This is a genomic window from Roseobacter litoralis Och 149, assembly GCF_000154785.2.
In the GTDB taxonomy this organism is placed as follows: domain Bacteria; phylum Pseudomonadota; class Alphaproteobacteria; order Rhodobacterales; family Rhodobacteraceae; genus Roseobacter; species Roseobacter litoralis.
The window spans coordinates 1,691,998-1,716,404 of sequence record NC_015730.1; the positions used below are offsets into that span (position 1 = coordinate 1,691,998).

Below are 24,407 nucleotides of genomic sequence, written 5' to 3' on the forward strand. Positions count from 1 at the left end.
GAACCGACCGGGCGGCCCGGTATGTGAATGCCTTTCACATTAGATAGATTGTGCTTTTTACGTGTTTGCACAAGGGGAAATGTGAATGTTTTTTACATTGGGCTATAAATCTATTTAATAACAATATATTAAGGTAAATTTTTTCATCATTGTGGTTGGTATTTTTCTATCATCTCATCCACCTGCATAAATTTTTTGGTGGTTTTGACGCCATTTGATTGACCTTCACCAGTCACACAGCGAAACCTTGGATATGAATTTATCCAATGCCACTCGCCGCGTGCCAACGCCCTTTGATACGCAGAAAGGGCAGGACGTTGCCGCGCTCCTGCCAGAGTTCGGACCGGAGATCAGCGCTCTGATCGCGGGTGCTGCGGGCTGTAGCCCTTATCTTGCCGGGTTGATTGAAAAGGAGCAGGAGTGGCTCAGGACAGCTTTTGAGGACATAGACAAAGCCGTCGCGGATGAACTTGCCACCACCGCGTCACATGCGCCGGATGCGCTGGCAAATGGTCTGCGCCGCTCGAAACGACGGGTTGCAGTGATGTCGGCCTTGGCTGATCTCGGGGGGGCGTGGCCACTGGCCCGGGTCACTGGCGCCTTGACTGACCTTGCGGATGCTGCGTGTCAGGCCGCGTTGAAGGCAGCGGTGCGCCACCAGATTCAGCGTGGCAAATTGCCCGGTATGGATGAGGGCGACGCCGAGGACGGCGCAGGAATGGCCGTGCTGGCGATGGGCAAGATGGGCGCGCATGAGCTGAACTATTCGTCAGACATTGATCTAATTTGCCTGTTCGACGAGACCCGTTTCGACGCCGACACGTTTCAGCAGGCGCGTTCGGCCTTTTCCCGCGCCACCCGTGCCATGGCGGCAACGTTGAGCGAGATTACCGCGCAGGGCTATGTGTTTCGAACCGATCTGCGTTTGCGCCCCGATCCGTCCGTCACGCCGGTCTGCATCGCGATGGAGGCCGCAGAGCAGTATTACGAAAGTCTGGGCCGAACTTGGGAGCGTGCCGCCTATATCAAGGCGCGGGTCGCGGCGGGGGATGAGACCGCAGGCAACAGGTTTCTCAAGACGCTCACACCTTTTGTGTGGCGGCGGCATCTGGATTTCGCAGCGATTCAGGATGCACACGACATGCGGCTGGCCATTCGCGAACACAAAGGTCTTGGCGGGCCGATCACGTTGCCGGGACATGACATGAAACTGGGGAGGGGTGGCATACGCGAGATCGAGTTTTTCACCCAGACCCGGCAATTGATCGCGGGCGGGCGTGATCCGGAATTGCGCTGCCGGGGGACGCTCAAGGGGCTTGAGCTTCTGGCTGAAAAGAACTGGGTCGAATCCGACGTCGCCGAAGCCTTGAGCGATCACTACGTGGCGCATAGAACGGTCGAGCATCGGTTGCAGATGGTGCAGGATGCGCAAACCCACACCCTGCCCAAAACGGACGAGAACTTTGCGCGCCTCGCCGCGATGATGGCCACCGACGTGGAAACTCTGCAAGCAGACCTCAGACGGCGACTGGCGGCGGTGCATGAAATGACCGAAGGGTTTTTTGCGCCTTCAAAACCCGACGCACCGGAACCGCAGGCCAATCTGGATGTCTCCATCCTGAACCGTTGGGTCAGTTATCCCGCACTTCGAAGCACGCGCAGCAGGCAGATTTTTGATCGGGTCAAGCCGGATCTTCTGGCGCGTCTGTCCGGCACAGCGCGTCCGCAGGATGCGTTGATTGCCTTTGATGGGTTTCTGGCGGGTTTGCCCGCTGGGGTGCAGTTGTTTTCCCTGCTGGATGCGAACCCCCAACTCACAGACCTGATCATCGACATTTCCGGGACGTCACCTGCGCTGGCGCTGTATCTGTCGCGCAATGCAGGTGTGTTTGATGCGGTGATTGGAGGAGATTTCTTTTCAGACTGGCCAAAACAGGCAGGCTTGGAACAGGCCCTCCAAGAGGAAATGGCGCGTGAAACGGATTATGAATTGCGCCTTGATACAACGCGTCGGTGGCACAAGGAATGGAATTTTCGCATCGGCGTACATCTGCTGCGCGGGTTGATATCGGCGCAGGAAGCCAGTGTGCAATACGCCGATCTGGCGCGCGCAGTTCTGGCGGTCCTCTGGCCGATCGTGATTGATAACTTTGCGCTCAAACACGGGGCGGCGCCCGGGCGCGGGGCCGTGGTTTTGGGGATGGGATCGCTTGGTGGGGGGACGTTGAATGCGGGGTCCGACCTTGATCTTATCGTCATTTACGACCCGCTGGATGTGGAAGCGTCGGGCGGAAAGAAATCATTGGCATCAAGGGTTTATTATGCACGCTTAACGCAGGCGCTCATCACGGCACTGAGCGCGCCAATGGCGCAGGGAAAACTGTTCGAGGTGGATATGCGGCTGCGCCCCTCGGGCAATCAGGGGCCGGTCGCGACCAGCTGGCCTGCGTTTCAAAGCTATCAGCGCGATCAGGCGTGGACATGGGAGCATCTGGCGCTGACGCGCGCGAATGTCATCGCGGGGCCTGAGGCGCTGGCCCGTGACGTGGCGGCCTTTAAGGGCAAGGTTTTTTCAATGCCGCGAAAGACCGGGGACGTGTTGAAAGAGGTCGCAGATATGCGACAGCGCCTGCAGCAGGCCAAATCCCCACCCGGTCTTTTTGAAGCGAAAATCGGACCCGGGCGCCTGCAGGAAATCGAGCTCTTGGCGCAAGCAGGCGCGCTTTTGACCGGCAAGCCGATGGATGGAACAGCCGATGGCATCGCCTATCTGGCGAATCTGGGGGTTCTTTCTGCCGAGCAGGCTGCGGACTTGACCGCAGCAGCCGCGCTTTTCTTAAACCTTCATACTGCGGTGCGGCTATTGTCCGATCAGCCTTTGGACGCAGCAACTCTTGCCCCCGCAGCCCAAGGTTTTCTGACGGATGTGTTGCACTGTCCATCGTTTGACGCTTTTGAGACAAAACTGGCGGAAAGGTACCAGCGTTGCGATCAGATACTGACTACGGTGTTGTCAGTTTACGCCACAAATGGGGACCTCGCATGAAGGGTGACGCAAATGATCCAAAGGCCCTGATCTTTGAAGCGTACCAGATCGAAGGAATAACCAAGCCCGAATGCCGCACCATATTCCTTGACTGGGCATTAAGTTTGCCCATGGAACAGGATACGGGACAAACGTTGCGCCTGCTGATCGCGCAATATGTCGGTGACAACCCGGAGCATCCCATGAACGATGTGATGAACGAAGGGTTGGCGGGTATGGCGACACCCAGACGGCGCGGCGGTTGGCGGTCCAGGTCCAGGAACTGAACGTCAACACGACGCCAACAGGCGCTATTGTTCGGCCAATCGCTATAGCAAAATGAAGCTATGCCATTTGCGGCTTTCACATTGTGCGCGAAGGCATTAGAGCAGGGCGCTATGACAACATCAATTTCTGAAAGCTCAGCCCCGGTGGGTGATTTACCCACTGTCCGGCTGAAACCGAAAGCAAATGCGCGCGCAATCCGCCATGGCTTCCCTTGGGTCTACGCCAATGAGTTGGTCACCGACCGACGCACGCGATCGAAACCCGCCGGAACGCTTGCTGTTCTTGAGGACGACGGGCGCGTGCCGTTGGGCCTTGTCGCACTCAACCCGGACTCCAAGATCATATGCCGGATGCTTGACCGCGACCCGCAGGCCACGATTGACGTGGCATGGTTCGAGACGCGGTTGCGCAAAGCGTTGCATCTGCGTGAGAGAGTGTTCGACGCGCCCTATTACAGGCTTGTTCACGCGGAAGCGGACGGATTGCCGGGCGTTGTGATTGATCGTTTCGGCGACATCTGTGTTGTGCAGCCAAATGCAGCATGGGCAGAGACGCTCTTGCATGAGCTGACCGATGCTTTGGTGGCCGTGACCGGTGTGAGCCACGTTTTAAAAAACGCAAGCGGTCGTACAAGATCGCTGGAGGGCTTGGACGATGCGAGTGCGGTTTTGCACGGCAGCGCGCCGGAGGGTCCCATAACCGTCCCGATGAATGATGCGGTCTACATGGCCGATCTGACCGGCGGGCAAAAAACCGGGCTCTATCTGGATCAACGGGCAAATCATGCCTTTGCGGCATCGCTGGCGCGCGATGCGCGGGTTTTGGATGTCTTTAGCCATGTGGGTGGCTTTTCACTGGCCGCACTGGCGGCAGGCGCGCAGAGTGCCCTTGCCGTGGATGGATCCGCCGCTGCTTTGGCGCTGGCCGAGGAGGGTGCAAAGGCGTCCGGGTGTGAGGGTCGCTTTCAAACGCGTCAGGGGGATGCATTCGAGGTCTTAACGGTGCTCGCGGAAGAGGGCGCGCGTTTTGATCTGGTGATTTGTGACCCGCCGGCCTTTGCGCCATCAAAACCATCGGTGGATGCGGGCTTGCGTGCTTATGAACGGGTCGCGCGATTGGCCGCGACGCTGGTGGCGGAAAACGGTACTCTTGGCCTGTGTTCCTGTTCGCATGCGGCGGATTTATCTGCTTTCCGCGCGGCCTGTGCGCGTGGCATTGGCCGGTCAGGCCGTCGCGGATCGCTTATTTACACCGGGTTTGCAGGACCAGATCACCCACAGCTGCCGCAGTTGGCAGAAAGCGGATATCTGAAGTCTATTTTCTTTCAGCTTTGAAGCAATGAAAATCCTGATCGATACCTGCGTGCTCTATCCGACAGTGATGCGCGAAATGGTATTGCAGACGGCGCGCGCGGGCGCATTTACCCCTGTGTGGTCTGCACGCATCCTCGAGGAATGGGCGCGGGCAGCGCGCAAACTTGGCCCTGAGGGAGAGATACAGGCGCGGTCGGAAATCGCGCTTGTTAAGGCGGGCTTTCCCTCTGCCTGCGTGCCCGTGCCTGAAGGTCTGACCGCGAGGCTCTGGCTGCCGGATGAAAATGATATCCATGTGTTGGCTGCTGCAGTTGCATCATCGTCGGATGCCATTATGACGCTGAACGCAAAGGATTTCCCGCGCGGACTTCTGGCAGAAGAGGGATTGGAGCGGTTGGACCCGGATCGGTTTTTATACGGGTTATGGTTGAATGACCCGGACCTTGTGGAAGCGGCAGGAAAGCACGTTTTGGACACAGCGCGGGCATTATCTGGCAAAGACTGGGACATCCGCGCATTGCTAAAAAAAGCGCGGCTGCCGCAGGTGGCCAAGGCTCTGTCCTAAGTCAGTTGCGGTGTTTCCCATTGCAGGCGCAATGTCTCCAACGCCTTGATCCGTTCTTCGGTTTTCGGATGGCTGAGCAACCATGCAGGAGCGGTGCCGCCCTTTGAAGCCGTCAGCTTTTCCAGCTTGCGAAACAGGGAAATTTGCGGATCAACACCAATGCCAGCCTTGGTCAGCAGGGCCGCGGCGTAGGCGTCCGCTTCGTATTCGTCCGACCGTGACAAACGTGCTGCCACCAGAGACGTCAAAGCCCCTGCAATCAGCGGTCCGACGCCCGGAATGAACCGGCCAATAACCATGGCAAGGGCCGTTCGCAGCGCATTCTGGCCAGAAAAATCGATCATCCTGCGACGAGAATGCCCGAGCGCGACATGCCCCAATTCATGCGCGATTACGCTGGCCATCTCATCAGCGGTCACGTCGCCTGCGCGAAATTTGTTGTAAAACCCGCGTGTTATGAAAATACGCCCATCGGGTGCGGCCAGCCCGTTGACCGGATCAATCTCGTAGATATGCACTTTGATGCGGTCGATCCCGAGGGCGGCTGCCATGCGGTCTGTCATGACTTTCAGCATGGGATCGGCCAGTTCGGTGGACTGCGTGTCCAGCGCCTTGGCCGTGCGCCACGCCGAAAAGCGGTACATCACAAGGCCATACATAATGGCGAGCAGGATCGGCGTTAGTTTCAACATGCTCAATATATGGTGCCCGCACCGCGTTTGGACAAGCTTTTTGCCGGATCAATTGCCAAAGAATCCCGAACATTTGAACGTTCAGCGCCCAAGCACTTTCATACCACGCTCAATACCGGACAAGGTCATCGGGACCATCGCATCCGATCCGATGACTTCCTGAACCATGCCGATGGATTGCGTATAGGGCCAATACCGCTCCGGAACCGGGTTGATCCACAAAAGGCTTGGCCACTGATCGCGCGTGCGCGCCAGCCAGGTTGCACCGCTTTCTGCATTCCAATGCTCTGACGCGCCACCGGGATAGGCAACCTCATAGGGGGACATGGAGGCATCACCGACAAATATGCATTTGTAATCAGGCCCATAGGTGCGCAACACCTCATGGGTGTCGATCTGCGCATCCCAGCGGCGCCGGTTGTCGCGCCACACGCCTTCATAAAGGCAGTTATGGAAATAATAATATTCCATATGCTTGAATTCCGCGCGCGCCGCCGAAAACAACTCCTCAACGACACGAACATGGGGGTCCATTGATCCACCTACATCCAAAAACAGCAAAACCTTGACCGCATTGCGCCGCTCGGGGCGGGTTTTGACATCCAGATAGCCGTGTTCGGCGGTGGCGCGGATGGTGCCGTTCAGATCAAGTTCTTCATGCGCGCCATCACGGGCCCAACGGCGCAGACGTTTCAGCGCCACCTTGATGTTACGCGTGCCGATCTCAACCGTGTCGTCCAGATTGCGAAACTCGCGCTTGTCCCAGACCTTGACCGCCCGCTGATGCCGTGAGCCGTCCTGGCCAATGCGCACGCCCTCCGGGTTGTAGCCATAAGCCCCAAAGGGCGAGGTGCCCGCCGTGCCGACCCATTTGTTGCCCCCCTGATGCCGGCCCTTCTGTTCTTCTAGACGTTTCTTCAGCGTTTCCATAAGTTTGTCAAAGCCACCTAAAGCGTCAATTTCAGCTTTCTCTTCGTCTGAGAGATGCTTTTCCGCCATCTTTTCAAGCCACGCGTGCGGGATATCGACCGCCTCTAGCACGACGTCATCGGGGATGCTCTCCAGCCCTGAAAAGGCAGCGGCAAAGGCGCGGTCAAATTTGTCGATGTTGCGTTCGTCTTTGACGAGCGTGAGCCGCGCGAGATAATAAAACGCCTCAACGTCATAGGTCGCAAGACCCGCTTTCATCGCTTCGAGAAAGGACAGGAATTCGCGCAAGGACACCGGCACCGCGTTTTTGCGAAGCGCATCAAAGAAGGGCAGAAACATCGCACGTGCCTCGGTTAGATGACGGTCCGGTCCAATATGACGGTTATGATCATACTGACAATAAGAAAGGCCATGCCGTAACCCGCTGCATATTGGGCGATGTCCAATCGGTTGCCCTTGCGGCGCCGCGCCGTATTCCCGCCGATGATGGCGCCCAGGAGTGTGCCACAAATAATGATCATGTCTTCTCTCTCATATCCCAATCGGGGAAATTTGCGCGGTATGGGTCGTCAGTCTGGAGGTCTTGCCGACCTTAGCGTTGCGATTTCCCGCAGTTTGCTGTGAACGGCCCAATCCGCTGCAAATCCGTAACGCGCTCATCTAGGACTGTCCAGTCGCAGTGCATCTGCTTCGCCGGCGCGTCCTTCGGCCTGCAATGCCTCGGCACGTAAAAGTTGCAGGCTCGCAAGAAGCACCGCGTTTTGTGCGATCCTGCGCGAGGTCACGCCATCGCGTGCGACCGGCGCGCAGGCTGCGAGTAGAAAACCAGCAAGAGGACCGCCCGGATTTTCACTTGCGTGCGTATTTGATGAAAGGCGTTTTCGCCCCGATGCGGTCATAAAGGTGGCGCGCCTGTGTGTTGAAATCCTGCGTCAGCCAATAGACGCTCGGCACGCCTGCCGCGTCGGCATCCGCATAGACCGCTTCGATCAGCGCGCGCCCAAGGCCCCTGCCGCGTGCCTGAGGCGCGGTGTAAAGGTCCTGCAGGTAACAGGTGTTTTCCTCCGACCAGCCGTGGCGGTGAAACAGATAATGCGCAAGGCCCACAAGTTTGCCATCGACCTCGGCGACCAGCGCATTGAAATCCTGCGGATCGGTGCCGATCAGCCTGTCGAAATAGAGATCATAGATTTCCGGGGGCCGCGTGGCCTCGTAAAACGCGAGATAATCGCGCCACAAAGGCGCCCATTGGGGTTTATCGTCTGGACGCAAAGCGCGCAGGGTCGCGGACGGATTTTTCGACATGTTCGTTTCTGCCAGCCTTTGGATGATTGGAGTCGGCGGTCTTTGTGCCACACGTTATCCACAGGCTAGCGCGAAAAATGCGCCGGTTCGAGGGAAATTTTAGCGTCGGCTATGCTAGCGCCCGCTGCGTGCCATGAAGGCCAGCCGCTCAAACAGGTGGACGTCCTGTTCATTCTTCAACAGTGCGCCATGCAGCTTGGGCAGGGCATTCGTGCCCGATGACTTGAGATCTGCCGCTGTCATGTCTTCGGCCAACAGCAGTTTAAGCCAATCCAGTACCTCGGAGGTGGACGGTTTTTTCTTGAGCCCCGCCTGTTCGCGAATTTCATAGAATTGCGTCAACGCAGTGGTGAGCAAGGCATCCTTGATGCCGGGGTGATGCACTTCCACAATCTTGCGCAGGGTTTCCGGATCGGGAAACCGGATGTAGTGGAAAAAGCAGCGGCGTAAAAACGCATCCGGCAGTTCTTTTTCATTGTTGGATGTAATAATGACGATAGGACGGTGGCGCGCCGAAATGGTTTCGCCGGTCTCATAGACAAAGAATTCCATTTTATCGAGTTCCTGCAGCAAATCGTTGGGGAACTCGATGTCGGCCTTGTCTACCTCATCGATCAGCAGAACGACCTTTTCACCCGCCTCGAAGGCCTGCCACAGCTTGCCCTTGCGGATGTAGTTCTTGACGTCATGTACGCGCTCTTCGCCCAACTGGCTATCACGCAGGCGGCTGACCGCGTCATATTCATAGAGTCCCTGTTGCGCGCGGGTCGTCGATTTGACGTTCCATTCGATCATCCGCAGGCCCAGCGACTGGCTGACCTGACGGGCAAGTTCGGTCTTGCCGGTGCCGGGTTCGCCTTTAACGAGTAACGGGCGTTCGAGCGTGACCGCCGCATTAACCGCAATCGTCAGATCGTCGGTTGCCACGTAATCATCCGTGCTTTGGAATTTCATGCTCTTGTCAACCTCTTGCCGCGTTTTGCTCAGGTCCTTTTAGACAGAAAACCTAGCGATTGTGTAGTGACAATTCGCAGCCTGTGGGGTAGACGCTCGCGTGAGGGGCATCTCGGCCAAAGGACTCGGTACGTATGGACGACTTGAACCACGTTGAGGGGAAACAAATGAAGCAAGAAGTGTTTTTGCCGGACGATTATCGCCCGGCCGAAGACGAGCCGTTCATGAATGAACGGCAGGTTGAGTATTTTCGGCGAAAACTCCTGAACTGGCGGGCCGAGCTTTTGGCGGGCAGTAAGGACACGATCGAAGGGCTTCAGGACGGCACGCGCAATATTCCCGATGTTGCCGACCGCGCATCCGAAGAAACGGACCGCGCGCTGGAATTGCGCACACGCGACCGTCAGCGCAAATTGGTCAGCAAGATTGATGGCGCGCTACGTCGGATTGATGAGGGCGAGTTTGGCTATTGTTCCGTCACGGGCGAGCCGATCTCTCTGAAGCGGTTGGATGCGCGTCCGATTGCAACCATGAGCCTTGAGGCGCAAGAACGCCATGAGCGTCGTGAGAAAGTGCATCGCGACGATTGATCATCTGATCATCGCTTTGTTTTAAATATGCCGGAGCAAATGCTTCGGCATTTTTTTTGGGGGAGAGCCTTGCATGACAGGCACTGCAATAGTGGTTGGGGGCGGTATCGGCGGGTTGGCTGTCGCCACTGCTTTGGCGCAGCGTGGCGTGGCGGTTACGCTGGTTGAGCAAGCGACAGAGATCGCGGAAGTGGGCGCAGGACTGCAGATCAGTCCGAACGGGCTGGCTGTGCTGCGTGCGCTTGGCGTCGAGGCTGCCCTGGATCAGACGGGGGCGGTGCAGGCACAGGAAGTGATCCTTGAAAACCATCTGGGCGGACGACAAGTTGCGCGGCTCGATCTGACACGGCTAAGCGGGCAGCGGTATCTTTTTGTCCACCGGGTGGATCTGGTGGCCTGCCTGCTGGCGGCTGCGCAGCGGGCCGGTGTCATCATTGAGTTGGGGCGCAGGGTCGTTGCTCACAATCCAGGTGCGATGTCTGAGGTGCATTTTGGCGACGGAGGCCAGTTGCAGGCACCACTGGTGGTTTGTGCAGACGGACTTCATTCAGTGGGTCGCGCCGCGTTTCATGGATCATCCGCGCCATTCTTCACGGGGCAGGTGGCGTGGCGGGCCACGGTGCCAGCCTCTGGCCTGCCGTCAGCGCCACAGGCGACAGTTACGATGGGACCGGGGCGGCATATCGTGCGCTATCCGCTGCGCGCCGGCGGATTGATCAATATCGTGGCCGTTCAAGAGCGACAGGCATGGGCGGCGGAAGGGTGGGATCACACCGATGATCCGCAAAACCTGCTCGATGCATTTTGTGACTTTGACGGGCCGGTGAAGGACGTTTTGAGCCGTGTCGAAACAGTCAATCTTTGGGGGCTGTTTCGCCATCCTGTGGCGCAGACATGGCACAAAGAGGGAACCATTTTGTTGGGGGATGCCGCACATCCCACGCTGCCGTTTCTGGCGCAGGGGGCGAATATGGCCCTGGAGGACGCCTGGGTGCTGGCTGAGGTCGCAACGCAGGATGCAGATTGGGCGCGCTATCAGGCGCGGCGCAAACCGCGCGTGGAAAAGGTCATTGCCGCAGCGACAGGCAACGCGTGGAAGTACCACCTGCGACCCGGCCCGTTTCGCTGGGCCGCACACCGCGCGCTGACGTTGGGATCAACATTAGCGCCGGGTCTGATGATGTCGCAGTTTGATTGGCTCTATGGGTATGATGTGACCGGGACGTCGGAGTGATCCAGCGGAGCGCCGGCACGCCGGCGCATTTCATACTGAGAGTCCGGGCGCTGCCCGGACTGGCGCGCATCGGGCGTCAGCGCTTAAGGGTCAGGCGCGCCGATAGGCGGTGAGCCAAAGAGCCGCCAGGGCGAGAGACAGGATGCCATTCCATGCGGCCATGCTGAGCCCGAACATTTCCCACGGGATGTCATCGCAGCGCACAAGTGGTGCGTTCATGATCTGATCGAGCAATGCGTCGGCACTGATGTCGCCGATCGGGGTCGAACTGCAGGTTGTCGGACCCTGCCACCATCCTTGTTCGACCCCGGCGTGGTAAAAGCCGATTGCGGATGTTGTCAGCGTGGCCGCCGCCCCGACGAGCCGCAGTCCTTTGTGGTGGATCGCAAGTGCAATGAGGCCGATGGCCATGGCCAGCGCGTGAGGATAGCGTTGCCAGATGCACATCTGACAGGGGGCATAGCCAAGCGCTTGAAACAGGAAGGCGCCTGCGAGCAATGCCGCAGACCCGAGTGCGGCGAGGCTGGCGAGCCGCGCGCCGTTCAAAACCCCATCCACGTCTTTATCAAGCTCACCAATGTTGCGCCTGCAAAGATCAGGGTCGCAATCCACGCGGTTCCGAGGACAAAGCCAAAGATCACGAGGATGCCATCACGCTGCAAAAGACCCATCGAGATGAGGACAACCGCGAAGCCGGGCACTGTGTTGGTTCCTGGGAGCGGAACAAGGATCGAGGCGCTGAACAGCACCAGAGCAAGGCCCACGACCCGGTCGAGAGGCGCGCGCGTCAGCTGGGCTTGCCGCGGGCGGCTGATGGCTTCGATCCGACGCAGGGAGGGACCCGCGCGGCGTGACAGGTTGTGCAGTCCCTCTACCGAGACGCGGCGCGTGGCCAGCCGCGCCGGCAGCCATGGGGTTTGACGCCCGAATAGGATCTGTGCTGATACAAACATCAAGGGCAGTGAGACAATCTGCGGGATCCCGTAGAGGAATGGAATGCAACAGGGCAGGGCAAGCACCAGAAGAAAAAGACCAAAGGCGCGTTCATGAAGCTGGCTCAGAATCCAGTCGAGCGAAACCGTGTCGCCTTGCGCGCTCTCCGCCAATTGGCTGAGCCGGTCCGAAATCGCTGTTTCGTTCATGGCGCGGGCCGTCATGTGCGTCTCTCCTTGGGGGTGGGTCAATTGATTCCACGGTAGTTGTCGCTCCGCGTACCAAATTGAAGACATCTGCGCCAGCGCGGGAAAAACATCGCGCCGATTGCAGTGACGTTTAGCGATCAGGAAAGACTCTTTGGACTGGACGTCCTGCACAAGCTTGGGTAAAGACACCATCGTTGCCCAAGTGGCGGAATGGTAGACGCAGGGGATTCAAAATCCCCCGACCTAACGGTTGTGCCGGTTCGAGTCCGGCCTTGGGTACCAGCCTTACCCCTCTGAATTATTGCTTTGTAGTGGTTTAGAGGGGTGGAGGGCCGATTGGGGGAATGACGTTCTCCCGACCGCCTCAACGTACAATGTAAGCATCCCCGTTATCGCCATAGCTCAGAAGGTTTTTAGCCTGCCTGCAGATTGTGCCGTATCGTGGGCTGAACTGCTGGGCCAGAAATCATCTGGGATGCGCTCAAATCCACATATGGTGCATTGCAGGTGCTAATCTGACTGGTCTGGCTTGATCAGACCAAGACCGCGCAGGTAAATGCCGATGCCGGTTTCGAGCAATTCATCCGCTGGAAACGGTGAGGCGCGACCGGGCGAGTTTCGTGCAAAGAGTTCGACAACCCCGTGACTCAGCGCCCAGATATGCGCTGAAAACATCGACGCAGGTGGGCGTTTATCCATTGGAATATGCTCGCTGAGGTCTGCCGCTGCTTTTTCCATGACGGCGTTGGCGCGGGTGGAAACAGCTGCCAGTTCGACCGTGCGGTTCACTGAAATTCCGCTTTCAAACATGGCGATATAGTGACCGGGATGTTTGCGCGCAAAAGCCAGATAGGCCCGACCCGTCGCTGAAAAGGCGGCAAGCGCTGAAGGCTGCCCTTTTTGATAGGCAAACTCCATCAAATCAGCAAAGATTTCATAGCCTTGGCGCGCGGCCTCCGCGATCAGATCATCGCGACCTTCAAAATGACGGTAGACGGCGGCGGGTGTCACACCTGCCTGTTTTGCGGCCTCTGACAGGGTGAACCCGGTCGGACCTTTCGCCTCAATCAACTGCAGGGCCGCATCCACCAGTGCCTGACGCAGATTGCCGTGGTGGTATCCGCGTTTAGGCATGCCAGACGTCCAGACCGCCGCAAATTGATGTATCCAGAGCACCAAGTGCTGCGGTGTCTTTATGCGTATACTCCAGACCAAGCAAAACGCGGCGGATCACGTTCAACCGTGCGCGGCGCTTGTCATCTGACCGCACCACGGTCCAGGGCACATCCGGATGATCGGTGCGTTCCAGCGTTTCCGAGATGGCCTTTGTGTAGGCGTCCCAACGCTTCAGACCCTCCACATCAATCCAGCTGAGTTTCCATTGCTTGAGGGGGTCGCGCTCGCGTTTGAGCATCCGGCGTAATTGTTCTGCGCGCCCCACATTGAGCCAGAATTTGAACACATGTACGTTGTCTTCGACGAGCATTTGTTCAAAGGGCGTCACTTGTGCAAAGAAATGCGCGCGCTGCTCATCCGTGCAAAAGTCAAACACATGCTCCACCACGCCGCGATTATACCAGCTGCGGTCAAAAAACGTGATCTCGCCACCGGCGGGCAAGTGTTGGATATAGCGTTGGAAGTACCACTGTGTTTTCTCGGTATCCGTAGGGGTCGACAATGCCGCAATGCGCGCCCCACGTGGATTGAGATTGGTTCGAAAGCGGCTGATCGTTCCGCCTTTTCCCGCGCCATCGCGCCCTTCAAAGACGCAGGCAATTCGCGCACCACTGGCCTTGGCCCAAGCCTGCATTTTGACCAGTTCGATCTGCAGTGCTGCAAGTTCACGTTCATAGGGCTTGCGCGCCATGCGTTCAGAATGAGGATAGCTGGTCGACAGGATGTCGCCACGATCTGCGCGGCGGATCGCATCGCGCACAGCCGTAGGCGCGTCGTTTTCGAAATAAGCGCTGATGGCACCGTCAAAAGGCAGATCCATGAATCCTCCGCAGGTCAGTCATGGTGTCTATATGGAATGTTAATCGGGTTAACGCAAACCGGCACGTGTCGCGGCACGCTCAATCGCGGCGACAGCGGCCTGCGGATCAGCGTGATGGGGCATGTGGCCGATGCCCTCCATCTGCGTCAGGACTGCGCCGCTGATTTGACGCGCCAGCGGTGTGGCATGTGTGGTGAGCGGCACGATCGTGTCCAGCGTGCCATGCAGGCTTTCCACGGGCAGTGTCAGCGTGTCATAGCGCTTGGACATCTCGGTGACATAGGGTTTCAGCGCGTTGACCTGCTGCGCATTGGCGCGCAGGGTCGCGCGGCGCAGCGTCATGTCGGCCCCGAAATGCGCCATGTAGTCGGGCGGGGGGACTTGCGGTGCGAAAATCTCGCTCAGCGTATTTTCGATGACAGCATGCGGTGTAAACGCCGTGATCAGCGGGATAACAATCGCGCTGCCCAATCGCGTCGAATTGATTTGATAGAGCCAGCCCAATTCGCCCTCCCACGGGTTCGACGCGGCGGCGAGCAGCACCAGTGCGGCGGTGTCCTCGGGCCGCTCCAGCGCCCAGGCCAGCGCGATGGCACCGCCATAGGAATGCCCGACCACAATGGGGTTTTTAACGCCAAGTTGATCCGTCGCGCGTTGCAACAATTGTGCTTGTAGCGCGGGGGGTTCGGCTGCGATGTTCCACACCCCGCCATACCCCGGCGGGCGTTCGGAGCGGCCAAGGCCGGGGCGGTCAACAGCGATCACGCGGTAGCGCGTTTCAAGCCGCTGAGCCAGATCAAAGGTGAAATCGCGCAGGCTACCGCTGGCCCCATGAATCAAAACAATATCAGGGCCTTGGCCTGATACCTTAAGGTGAATTTTGGTCCCTTCCACATCAATAAACTGACCGGAGGGTGGATATTGCGCCTCCACCGCAGATTCGCGTGCACTTGCCCGCCATTGCACAAGGGCTGCGAGCCCAAGGCACAGCAGGGTGAGGATAATGAGCGATTTAACGGCCAATGGCATCAATGTCATAGGGCGTGTCTTGGTAGATTTCGGTCAACCAATTGCCATAAAGCAGATGGGCATGGCTGCGCCAGCGGTTCAGCGGCGCACGCGATGGGTCATCATCCGGGTAATAGTTCAGCGGCACGTTGATCTCGGTCCCCGAGGCCACATCGCGATCATATTCCTGTTTCAGCGTTTCGCTGTCATACTCAAAGTGATTGAAGATATAGAGCGCACGGTGCGCTTTGTCCTGCACCAGACACGGCCCGACCTGATCACTGCCCAGTAGCGTATTCAGTCCCTCGGCGGCGTCGATTTCGCTCTGTCGCATCTCGGTCCAGCGCGATACGGGGATCACGCATTCATCCGAAAACCCGCGCAGGTAGGGAGACGCCGGTGCAAGGTTGCGATGCCTGAAACAACCGAACGCCTTGGCCTCCAGCATGTGTTTCTGCACACCGTGAAAGTGATTGATCATGGCCATGCCGCCCCAGCACACGCCAAAGGTGGAATGTACGTTGGTTTGTGTCCAGTCCATAACCTCGCGCAGCTCATCCCAATAGGTAACATCTTGAAAATCCAGATGTTCAATGGGCGCGCCGGTGATGATCAGCCCGTCAAATTTCTCATCTCGGATGTCCTGAAAGGGGCGGTAAAAGCTCTCCATATGTTCGGCGGCGGTGTTTTTTGTCTGATGCTCGGACATGCGGATCAGGTTGAATTCAATCTGCAGGGGGGTCGCGCCGATCAGGCGGGCAAACTGGTTCTCGGTCTGAATTTTCTTGGGCATCAGGTTCAACAGCCCAATGCGCAGCGGGCGGATATCCTGACGCGCCGCCTGATCCGGGTCCATGACCATCACGCCTTCGCGCGTCAGCACGTCATAGGCAGGAAGGTCGGCAGGTATCTTGATCGGCATGGGGTCTTTCCGCTGGATGGATGAGGCAGTGCAAGTAACCTCTGTGTGTCAAACTCTCAAGGGGCGCGATGTCACGAGGCAGTGAAACTGCTCAAAGATAGCTGGCGACAAGCGCGTAAAAATCATCCGGGGTCTTCAGGGCACTGACCTCGCTGGCGGTGACGGTGATGCCCCAGCGCGACATGGCCTGATAACGCGGCTGGCGGTGGGCGAGGGCCTTTGCATAGGTGAAACGAATGAAATCATCGGGATCGACCTCGGTTTCGGTGCAGTTCTTTTCGCTAAGGTATTCGCGCCAAACACGGGTCAGAAACGCCGGCTGATAGGCCATGGGTTTGGGCGCGCGATCGAAGCGCCGGATCAGCTCCTGCGTGTGGGCTTCATCACCCTTGATCCAGATCATCAGGCAATGATTTGCCAGTTCAGTCATCAGCGGGTCGGCGTCATCTTCCGGGTCGACCCATTCACAGATGGACCCGCCGGTGTCGCAGATGAAATTGGGATAGCCATAAAGGTCTTCGGCGCGCTTTGCGAAATGCGCGGTGTCCTGCAGGGCGGCGATTTCAGCGCGTTGGAACTGGTCTTGGCGGCGTTCATATTCCTGAAAGGGCAGCCCTGATTTTGCCGGGTTGCCGGGCTTGCCCAGATAGGTGGCAACCGGGGACAGGTTATCAAAGGTGATGTTGGAGCCAATGTAGATACTGTCGCTCATCAGCAGATCGCGCAGGAACGGGACCTTCATCGCTTCGAGTTTTGCATTATCCGCGATGTATTCGCCCATATATCGCGTGCCGATGCGGTAATCGATGGAGTAGTGAAACCATGAACCACTGGCGCGCAGCAGGTTGGACATATGCGTTTTTCCAAGTCCGGACATGCCAAAGACCAGAACGGATTTGCGCGGGGCTGCGTGCCAGTCGGACGCGGAAGAATAGAGCATGGGATGCCCCTTTGGGACTTGAAAACCTGTCGCCTGTGGTAGCGCCGCCGCGCGGAGGCGTCAATCAATCGGCTGTGTACTAAACGGCGGGTCGCAGCCATGACCAGACCCGCCCATCCAGAACCGCCAGTCCGATCGCCAAAAGCGCAAAGCCCACATAGGCATTTGGCGCAAGCGTCTCATTCAGCAAGAGCGCGCCTGCCGTGATAGCAACCGGGGGAATAAGAAGCGTGACGAGCATGAGATTACCGCTCCCTGCGCGCTGCAGAACGAAGTAATAGAGCAGATACGCCCCTGCGGTGCCAATCAGCGCATAATACCCGATGGCGAGCCACGTGACGGGGTGCAAGGCCAAGGATATTGGGCCCTCGAACAGCATGGCGAGGGGCAGGGTGATGATCGTCGAACCTGTCAGCATACCGGCGGCGGCCAGTTGCGGGGGCAGGCCGGACAGCGTGCTGCGCGCCCAGGCACTTGCCAACGCATAAGAAATCGTTCCGGCAATCACGGCAATCTGCGCCAGCGAACGCAGATCGAATTGCGCCAGATTGTCGAGGCCGATTGCCGTCGCCACCCCCACGAATCCCAGCCCAACGCCGAAAGCCTTGCGCAGCGTAAGACGTTCATCGGCAAAACAAAGAGCGGCGACCAGCACGCCGAAAATGGCCGTCGCGGCATTCAGGATGGAGGTCAGGCCGCTTTCGATGTGCAATTGTCCCCAAGCCATCAGCGAAAACGGGATGACGTTGTTCAAAAGGCCCATGATCAGAAAGGCGCGCCAGACGGCGAGATCGCGCGGGATTTTGATGCGCAGGGCAAAGACGACACCCCAAAGGACCAGCATGGCCCAGAACGTGCGATGCGCAACCGACGTAAGCGGCCCAACTTCGTTGAGTGCGATGCGGATCGAGACAAAGGATGCGCCCCAGATCGTGCCAAGCAGAACAAGCGCAACCCATGCGCTGCCAGAGATGGTTTTCTGTTCAATCATGCGGGCAACGTAGAAATTGCCATGACCACGGTCCACCCGAATCCTGCGCAAAGAAAACGCCCGCGCGGGATGTCCGGGCGGGCGTTCAAATGCAATGTCAGTTCAGATCAGAAACGGTATCCAACCTTGACCCCAAAAGCGATGACGTCGTTATTGTTGAATTCCGCCGCCGGGTTTCCCTGAACCGCAGTCGTTGTGTCACCGATGCGAATATAGCGCACACCTGCGGTGATTTCGTATTTACCCTGCGAGTAGATCGCCGCCAGACCGATGCTTTCGCCGCCATCTGCCGGGCCGAGGTTGGTAAAGAGGTTGCCCGTGTTTTCTTCGTAGCCGATGGAGGCAGCGAGCGACCAATTTTCGTTTATGCGTTGGCCAATGCCCAAACGATAGGTGACGGTGTCTTCAACATAGCTCAACAACGGTTGGCCAAAAGTTGCCGTGTATTGTTGTGGAGACAGGTCGAAATCTGACCAATCGACCCAGCGCACACTGCCGAACAGCAGCGTGTTCTGAGCAATACCGGTCTGCACTTCGAGGTTCACCGACTGGGGTGTCTCAAATTCGGCGACGCTGTCGCCGCCGGTGAAAAATGGCGAAGTGAACGACTCTGATACGTCATTTTCATGCGAAATCTCTGAGCTGTATGTCAGCGCCACGCGGAGGGCGATTTCAGGGCGTTCGTAGGCAATACCCGCGACATATCCGAGCCCCCAGTCCGCATCCGCAGACACTTCATACCCGCCTGCAAATGCAACGGCAGCGCTTGCGTCACTTTCTTGCAGGCGCAGACCGCCGAACAGGGACACGCCATTGGCCATGTTATACTGCAATAGCCCGGTTATGGCAGTGGAATTGAATTCGGCAAATGACGCTTCGCCGAAATAACCCGTGCCGTCAGGGTAGTCGACTTCTGCCTTGTACGGCTGGTCGATGATCAGTGCGTAAGACCATGTTTCGTTGATGTCTGCCTTGTAGGCTGCGCCAAAATTGAAATTGCTTTGCCCAATATCGCCGGAGCGACCACCTGCAGGGAACGTGGGGAAGGGGGCACCACCAACCGTCGCAATGCTTTCGCCTGTGATACTGGGTGAGAGATAGCCAAGGCTGAATTCCAGGTAGCGACCATCTTCAAACAATACGTCGACGGATTGTCCGGTACGGTCCAGTGCACCGGCACATGCGCCGCTGGCAGCCACACAAAGGGCTGCCGCGCTCGTAATATAGGTTCTCATAAATCTCCTCCCCAGAAGATGCTTTCTGCTCAAGGTTACTGTTATGTTAACGCAGATCGCCGCAATAAAGCACGTAATTGTGATGGGTCAATCGGTGACGCAGGGGAAAAAATAGCCGTGACCTAACGTCAGTTCAGGTTTTCACACGGGTTTCGGACCATATGTTTAAATAATTGCCCGCAAAAATGACGGCGGCACCTGCGAACACCCAGACATCAATCGCTTCGTTGTATAGCAACATGCCGACGATCGCGATGGCAGGCAGGCGTATGAAATCGATGGGCACGACCACGGTTGCCGGTGCCAGCGCCAGCGCATTGGTCATGCAGAAATGTGCAAGCAAACCGGCCGCGCCAATCAGAATGACCAAAGGCAGAGCTTGCACAGAGGGCATGGCAATATCGCCGTCATACCCAGCGGCGATAATGCCGAAAATAAGCTGCATCGCGGTGAGGTAGAACAGAATGCAGGTGATGCCTTGAGTGCGTGTCAGACGTTTGGTCAGCATGATCGAGAGCGCAAAGAAAATCGCGCAGGAAGCGGCGGCCACGACACCGCCGTTGATCCCTGCCATATCGGGACGGGCCACAATCAAAATGCCGATAAATCCCATGACGGCCGCCACAGCCCGCATGAGGGTGAGCTTTTCGCCGAGGATCAACGGGGACAAAACGATAACCCACAGGGGTGAGGTGAACTCCAGCGCAAAGACCTGTGCAAGCGGAATAACCGTGACCGCGTAAAACCACAGGTTCTGACCCGTGAAATGTGCGAGGTTACGCGCTAAATGCAGCCGCATATTGCCCGTGTTCACTTGATTTAGCGTGCCCGCCCATGCGGCGATGATCAGCACGATGATCACCCCGAAAAGGCTGCGGAACATCATGATTTCAAAGGTATCAAGCTCGCTCGCGACTTCGCGTCCAGCCACGGCCATCGTGGAAAAGGACGCGATGGATCCAAACATCCATAGCATGGCTTTCAGTGTCGCGCTCATACCGGCACAACCGAAGCCACCGCGTCCGCTCCTTGTGCTGCTATTTCCACTCGGGTCCCAATGCGTTTTTCAAGATTTTGATATTGATCGACAAGTATTTTCCATTCGCACTAACCGTCAAAGAGCCTGTCAAACCGGGCAGCTTATGAATTCATTGGATTTTTCGTCCTGGTCTCGTGCACCCTACGTTCGGGAGCTATCGGTAGGCAACACGAATAATCGAGTCGAGAGAATGGAATGCAGGATGAACTGACGTTGCCCGCAAAACAAATGGCGAAGGGCAATTTGTTTGGAGGAAAACAATACGCGAACTGCCATGCGGCTTTCATGTAACAAGAGCGATCATCCCCTGCCGATGCCGCGATCCGTTTTGCAGGTCTCGCCGATCTGTCGTTCGAGGGCATCAGGGCTACGCACCTTGCCGATGGGGGAGCGGACAGGTGAGGGGGCGGATGGTCAGGATCAACACCAGGCTGAGCCACAGAAGGGTGCCAGTCAAACATCGCTTACCATTACTGTGTGTGTCTCGAAAGATTTGCGCCCCCTCGGTGTGAGGCAAGCGTAGCGCCCAGATCACCTGCAGGCGCTGCCATATCCGTTCCCGGCGGCCCTCAGGTTCGAGAACGGCGTGATCCTTGTGCAACGCCCTTATGAATTCAATGACTGCGAATACCCGCATAGCGGAAAGCGGCAGTGCCGCTACGATTTTTGTGGCTTGCAACGTTCTTAGACCACTGGTCACCACACACAGGATCGCGCTCCAAAAAGATTCGAACTCTTCAGGTGGAATTTCATCCCCCATCGACAGGATGGTGCATACCATTTGGCAAACAGATCGGCTCGTGCCCGGAGGCGTCGGCTGTGATTGTCCAAGTTTTCAACATGACCATTTGCTCACGCATGGGCGTATCAGCGATACCCTGTAAGGCCTCTTTATTGAGGAAGCCCATATTGGCTTTGACCAGCCTGTCGAGGCCGCTTTCGTGTCGCCAGTATTCAGGGCTGTATTCGCGGCCTCAGATTCCGTACCCTTTTGCGACCCGCGGCGAACCGAGGTGGCGACTGCCGACCGGGCGCGCCCCAAAGTTGCGAAATTCAGCGATCAGCGCCCGATCAAGCGCTACCTGATCGGCCTGTGTGAAATGCAGTTCTCAACCCAGACCACCGATAAAGCTGACGCGGATTGCGATGGTGGCGATCTACGGGCTAGCGAAAACGAACGGCGGGGGACACTGGCGCGTTTTCCTTACGTCGCGAGATTACCGTGTGTCGCGGCAGAGTTCCATGGCGACCTGCTCATGTAGGAGCTTCTTGACAAGCTCTTTTGTCAGGGGCGTACCGTCCAGCGCCAGCATTCCCATAAGGCCGTCGATAAGCGCTGAAACGCGCCATGCGGCGTTTTCCGGAGTTTCGCACGTTCCAAGCCCTGCATCGACGGACTGGCGGATGAGCTTTGTGATCGTTTCATGCCATTGCACATGCCCTTCCTGCACGATGCTTGCGAGTTCGGGGTCCCGTCGCGCTTCCTCGATGGCATCAAGCCATAGCCGCCAGAACCGGAACTCAGGATCTGCGATCATCCAGTCAATGAAACGCTCCAACATGTTGTCCGATGCGGAGTCTGACAGAGCGTGTTTCAATGCTTCTATTTCCTTGGTGATGAAGGTTTTTACGACCTCGGCACGCAAATCTCCCCAAGAGCGGAAATAATGGTGAAGCAGGCCCGAGCCGACCCCGAGCTTGCGCGTCACATCTCGCGTCGCGGTTCCGGCCAGCCCTTTTTCGAGAATAACTGTATAGGCACTTTCAACGATTTGTGCGCGACGTTCTTCACCTGACAAACGCTTCATGTTGCCCCCCCCCTTGACACCATTAACGAATTTGAGCAAATGCTCAACTGAGCGATTGCTCAGCTCTGAGTGGGTCAAATATGGTCGAAGATGTCAAGGTTTTGATCGTCGGGGCGGGGGCTGCTGATCTTGCCGCCGCTGCTGCACTTGAACCCTCTGGTGTGTCGTGTCTCGTGCTTGAAGCGCAATCCCGCATCGGCGGGCGCGTTCACAGCGTGGCGTATGCCGGTCAGGTTCCCTTCGAACGAGGTGCTCAAATGATCAATGGGGACATGACGGCGGTGCGGGAGCTGTCCGCGCAAGAAAAACTGCATGTGTCTCCGGTTTCGTCCACGGGGTGCGACCTGTGCTGCGTCGGCGGGGACGTTCTCCCGCGCACCGACCTTGTGTCGGCAGAAGACTTAGAAAACCTGATAAACGATGCGATCCGCTCATGGGCATCCCCGCCGGAAATCGTACGCTCTCTCGGCTCGCTTTACAGGTGGTGGAAAAGCCCGAGGGAGGATGTGGGAGAGTTGCGGCGTGGTCTGGCATTGGCGGCGACCCGGATTAAGCCACCAAAGGACAGTCTTGGGGCCGCTATCCAGCGGCTTCTGCTGTGTCCCGAAGATGAAGCAATCGCACGCACGATGCTTGCAGAGCAGTATGGCGCTGATCCTGATGCGATGAGCACGTTGGCCGTCAAAACGGGCCTTGCGGCCTATGCCTCAGAACGCGGGGACGCAGAGTTCCAATTTCCAGCCGGCATGTCACGGATCGTCGAGGCGCTCGCGTCAAAACTGTCATGCCAGCCGGTTTTGAACATGCCGGTTTCCCGTGTCTCTTGCGCGCCGGAGGGGCTGGAGATTGCTGCCAAGGGTAAAACCTATCATGCATCGCAGGCGATTGTCGCCGTGCCACCAACCGTCGCGCGCAAAATTCATATCGACGTGCCTGATCACGCAGCGCTTGATCGACTTTTATCTGCCTTCTCAGCGGGCGACATGATCAAGACGAGGCTGGTCTATGATCGCCCTTTTTGGCGGCATAAGGGGTATAGCGGTGCAATTACATTTGCGTCGCCAGCGGGCTTGGCAGTGCGCGACACCAGCTATGATACCGGGGGCAACCCTCAACTGACCGCCTTTTTGGGGGGGCCGGTCGCGCGCAAGCGTGCCAATTTATCCAAAGATCATCGACAGGCTCTGCTTTTGGGCGATATTGCGCGGGTGTTGGGCGATCCTGCAGGCCACCCGGTCGATGTGGATGAAGCAATATGGGTGGACCATCCATGGAGTGGGGGTGGCTACAACGCCCATGTGGGGCATGACCAACCGCCTGACACCGTTCCGCGTTTGGCGCAATGGCAAGGGTTCGTTCAGTTTGCCGGGGCCGAGTTGGATGACATCTTTGCAGGGTATGTTGAGGGGGCAATTCGGAGTGGTTGCCGCGTCGCTGCACGAATCGTCCGCGCGTTGAAAATGCAGGGGGAGCAATATGCAATCCGATGAATGCCGCGTATTGCGGAGGGCCAAAAGCCTGTGGATTCATGGGGCAGGGCTATCGGGCCAGACGTGGCAGCCGCTGACCGCCGATCTTCCACAATCGGTGACGCCTGATCTGCCGGGACACGGCACTGCGCATGCGGCACTGCCGCCCACGGTTGAAAGCTTCGCCGAAAGGCTGCGTCCGTTGCTGAAAGACGATATGGTTTTGGTCGGTCATTCGCTCGGCGGTATGGTCGCTCTTGAATTGGCGGTGCGAAGCCCGGTCCGGTTGCGCGGGCTCATCCTGGTCGAAGCGGTCTCGACAGTGCGCGACCGTTGGATCGGACGCGTTGCCCCGCCTGTTGCGCGCCCCGTGCTGAAGTATCTGCCGAGGTTTTTGCTGGAGCGCATGGCAGGTGCCGGGCAATCGCGCCCTGCCATTAAAGAAACGCGTCGCTGGCTTTCACGAATGAAGCGTGACCAGATCGTAGCCGCCTTTGATGCCGCCCGGTTTTATGATGGAAGACGTCATCTGGCCAAGGTGACAACGCCAACACTGGTCATCGTCGGAACAGAAAACACGGCAACGCACCGGGGTGCGCGCCTCATTGCAAATTCGCTCAAAGGTGCCGAATTCGAGACCCTTGACGGTGGGCACATGCTGCACATCGACAATCCAGATGGTCTGCGCCGTACAATCGAGACGTTCCTTGCCCGCACTCGAAGCGGAACCCGCTCGAATGAGAAACACAAAAAATGAAAGGCTTCCCATGAAGAGAAAAGAACGCTCCTTCTTTGCTATTTTAGTTGCCATCGCGGTCGCTGTATTCGTCGCGATCACGCAAAGCGATTGAGGACGCAGCCAACGCCCGGACGCGGCAAGGTCCTGCCGGACTAAACGGTGTCTATGCGGCTTTGAGATCGGCGCGGGTTCTCGCAAACAAGCATGAATGGAAAAGCGCCG

At 57.7% G+C, this 24,407-nt stretch carries 24 protein-coding genes and 1 tRNA gene; 9 read left to right on the forward strand and 16 right to left on the reverse strand.

From position 1 onward, the window contains the following. Nucleotides 1-253 precede the first annotated feature (253 nt). From RLO149_RS07955 to RLO149_RS07970, 4 genes are all read left to right on the forward strand, one after another. The gene (locus RLO149_RS07955) at nt 254-3,046 is read left to right on the forward strand and encodes a bifunctional [glutamate--ammonia ligase]-adenylyl-L-tyrosine phosphorylase/[glutamate--ammonia-ligase] adenylyltransferase (RefSeq protein ID WP_013961565.1); all 2,793 of its coding nucleotides are present in this window, start codon (nt 254-256) and stop codon (nt 3,044-3,046) included. Next, nucleotides 3,043-3,312: a hypothetical protein gene (locus tag RLO149_RS07960; protein WP_013961566.1), complete on the forward strand. Its 270-nt coding sequence runs from the start codon at nt 3,043-3,045 to the stop codon at nt 3,310-3,312. The genes RLO149_RS07955 and RLO149_RS07960 overlap by 4 nt, the downstream gene beginning before the upstream one ends. A gap of 111 nt (nt 3,313-3,423) precedes the next feature. After that, nucleotides 3,424-4,647, forward strand: a complete 1,224-nt coding sequence (locus RLO149_RS07965; protein WP_013961567.1) for an RSP_2647 family RNA methyltransferase — start codon at nt 3,424-3,426, stop codon at nt 4,645-4,647. A 4-nt stretch (nt 4,648-4,651) separates the two neighbouring features. Beyond that, nucleotides 4,652-5,191 (forward strand): RSP_2648 family PIN domain-containing protein, encoded by a 540-nt coding sequence (locus tag RLO149_RS07970; protein ID WP_013961568.1) that lies wholly within the window; start codon nt 4,652-4,654, stop codon nt 5,189-5,191. Here the strand turns inward: RLO149_RS07970 and RLO149_RS07975 are convergent. The 5 genes from RLO149_RS07975 to RLO149_RS07995 all read right to left on the reverse strand — a co-directional run bounded on the left by RLO149_RS07975 (nt 5,188) and on the right by RLO149_RS07995 (nt 9,072). Beyond that, nucleotides 5,188-5,883: a M48 family metallopeptidase gene (locus tag RLO149_RS07975; protein WP_013961569.1), complete on the reverse strand. Its 696-nt coding sequence runs from the start codon at nt 5,881-5,883 to the stop codon at nt 5,188-5,190. The genes RLO149_RS07970 and RLO149_RS07975 overlap by 4 nt on opposite strands. 81 nt (nt 5,884-5,964) lie before the next feature. Beyond that, a complete protein-coding gene (locus RLO149_RS07980) occupies nt 5,965-7,152 on the reverse strand; it encodes a vWA domain-containing protein (protein WP_013961570.1) in 1,188 nt (395 codons plus the stop codon). A 14-nt stretch (nt 7,153-7,166) separates the two neighbouring features. Then, nucleotides 7,167-7,334: a hypothetical protein gene (locus RLO149_RS07985; protein ID WP_044025253.1), complete on the reverse strand. Its 168-nt coding sequence runs from the start codon at nt 7,332-7,334 to the stop codon at nt 7,167-7,169. A 328-nt stretch (nt 7,335-7,662) separates the two neighbouring features. After that, entirely contained in the window at nt 7,663-8,118 is a 456-nt protein-coding gene (locus RLO149_RS07990) for a GNAT family N-acetyltransferase (RefSeq protein WP_013961572.1), read from the reverse strand. A gap of 114 nt (nt 8,119-8,232) precedes the next feature. Then, nucleotides 8,233-9,072 carry an AAA family ATPase gene (locus RLO149_RS07995; RefSeq protein ID WP_013961573.1) on the reverse strand — a complete coding sequence of 280 codons (840 nt, stop codon included), beginning with the start codon at nt 9,070-9,072 and terminating at the stop codon, nt 8,233-8,235. A gap of 167 nt (nt 9,073-9,239) precedes the next feature. Between RLO149_RS07995 and dksA the strand changes: the two genes are divergently transcribed. Both dksA and RLO149_RS08005 read left to right on the forward strand, forming a co-directional pair. Continuing rightward, nucleotides 9,240-9,662: an RNA polymerase-binding protein DksA gene (gene dksA / locus RLO149_RS08000; RefSeq protein WP_011568938.1), complete on the forward strand. Its 423-nt coding sequence runs from the start codon at nt 9,240-9,242 to the stop codon at nt 9,660-9,662. A 73-nt stretch (nt 9,663-9,735) separates the two neighbouring features. Continuing rightward, nucleotides 9,736-10,896 (forward strand): FAD-dependent monooxygenase, encoded by a 1,161-nt coding sequence (locus RLO149_RS08005; protein WP_013961575.1) that lies wholly within the window; start codon nt 9,736-9,738, stop codon nt 10,894-10,896. A gap of 90 nt (nt 10,897-10,986) precedes the next feature. Here RLO149_RS08005 and RLO149_RS08010 read toward each other — a convergent pair whose 3' ends face one another. Continuing rightward, nucleotides 10,987-11,454 carry a disulfide bond formation protein B gene (locus tag RLO149_RS08010; protein WP_245538139.1) on the reverse strand — a complete coding sequence of 156 codons (468 nt, stop codon included), beginning with the start codon at nt 11,452-11,454 and terminating at the stop codon, nt 10,987-10,989. Next, a complete protein-coding gene (locus RLO149_RS08015) occupies nt 11,439-12,053 on the reverse strand; it encodes an exopolysaccharide biosynthesis protein (RefSeq protein WP_013961577.1) in 615 nt (204 codons plus the stop codon). Before RLO149_RS08015 ends, RLO149_RS08010 begins: the two co-directional genes overlap by 16 nt. 181 nt (nt 12,054-12,234) lie before the next feature. Between RLO149_RS08015 and RLO149_RS08020 the strand changes: the two genes are divergently transcribed. After that, nucleotides 12,235-12,320, forward strand: a tRNA-Leu gene (locus tag RLO149_RS08020). Between the two features lie 228 nt (nt 12,321-12,548). On the opposite strand, the gene RLO149_RS08025 is transcribed toward RLO149_RS08020, so the two are convergent. From RLO149_RS08025 to RLO149_RS08070, 9 genes are all read right to left on the reverse strand, one after another. Beyond that, entirely contained in the window at nt 12,549-13,172 is a 624-nt protein-coding gene (locus RLO149_RS08025) for a TetR/AcrR family transcriptional regulator (protein ID WP_013961578.1), read from the reverse strand. Continuing rightward, entirely contained in the window at nt 13,165-14,034 is an 870-nt protein-coding gene (gene ppk2, locus RLO149_RS08030) for a polyphosphate kinase 2 (protein ID WP_013961579.1), read from the reverse strand. Before ppk2 ends, RLO149_RS08025 begins: the two co-directional genes overlap by 8 nt. Before the next feature lie 48 nt (nt 14,035-14,082). Next, on the reverse strand, nt 14,083-15,063 hold the full coding sequence (locus RLO149_RS08035) for an alpha/beta fold hydrolase (RefSeq protein ID WP_013961580.1): 981 nt from the start codon (nt 15,061-15,063) through the stop codon (nt 14,083-14,085). Beyond that, a complete protein-coding gene (metA, locus tag RLO149_RS08040) occupies nt 15,047-15,964 on the reverse strand; it encodes a homoserine O-acetyltransferase MetA (RefSeq protein ID WP_013961581.1) in 918 nt (305 codons plus the stop codon). Before metA ends, RLO149_RS08035 begins: the two co-directional genes overlap by 17 nt. A 91-nt stretch (nt 15,965-16,055) precedes the next feature. Continuing rightward, nucleotides 16,056-16,904, reverse strand: coding sequence for a hypothetical protein (locus RLO149_RS08045; protein ID WP_013961582.1), 849 nt, complete (start codon nt 16,902-16,904; stop codon nt 16,056-16,058). Nucleotides 16,905-16,983: 79 nt separating this feature from the next. After that, nucleotides 16,984-17,895 carry a DMT family transporter gene (locus RLO149_RS08050; protein WP_044025580.1) on the reverse strand — a complete coding sequence of 304 codons (912 nt, stop codon included), beginning with the start codon at nt 17,893-17,895 and terminating at the stop codon, nt 16,984-16,986. Between the two features lie 107 nt (nt 17,896-18,002). Beyond that, entirely contained in the window at nt 18,003-19,130 is a 1,128-nt protein-coding gene (locus RLO149_RS08055) for an OmpP1/FadL family transporter (protein WP_013961584.1), read from the reverse strand. A 133-nt stretch (nt 19,131-19,263) separates the two neighbouring features. Further along, a complete protein-coding gene (locus tag RLO149_RS08060) occupies nt 19,264-20,127 on the reverse strand; it encodes a DMT family transporter (RefSeq protein WP_013961585.1) in 864 nt (287 codons plus the stop codon). A 1,259-nt stretch (nt 20,128-21,386) separates the two neighbouring features. Continuing rightward, nucleotides 21,387-21,977: a TetR/AcrR family transcriptional regulator gene (locus tag RLO149_RS08070; protein ID WP_013961587.1), complete on the reverse strand. Its 591-nt coding sequence runs from the start codon at nt 21,975-21,977 to the stop codon at nt 21,387-21,389. An 80-nt stretch (nt 21,978-22,057) separates the two neighbouring features. Here RLO149_RS08070 and RLO149_RS08075 point away from each other — a divergent pair, with 80 nt between their 5' ends. Together RLO149_RS08075 and RLO149_RS08080 are read left to right on the forward strand one after the other, a co-directional pair. Then, a complete protein-coding gene (locus tag RLO149_RS08075) occupies nt 22,058-23,467 on the forward strand; it encodes a flavin monoamine oxidase family protein (RefSeq protein WP_013961588.1) in 1,410 nt (469 codons plus the stop codon). Continuing rightward, nucleotides 23,454-24,203 (forward strand): alpha/beta fold hydrolase, encoded by a 750-nt coding sequence (locus RLO149_RS08080; protein ID WP_013961589.1) that lies wholly within the window; start codon nt 23,454-23,456, stop codon nt 24,201-24,203. The genes RLO149_RS08075 and RLO149_RS08080 overlap by 14 nt, the downstream gene beginning before the upstream one ends. Nucleotides 24,204-24,407: the final 204 nt, after the last annotated feature.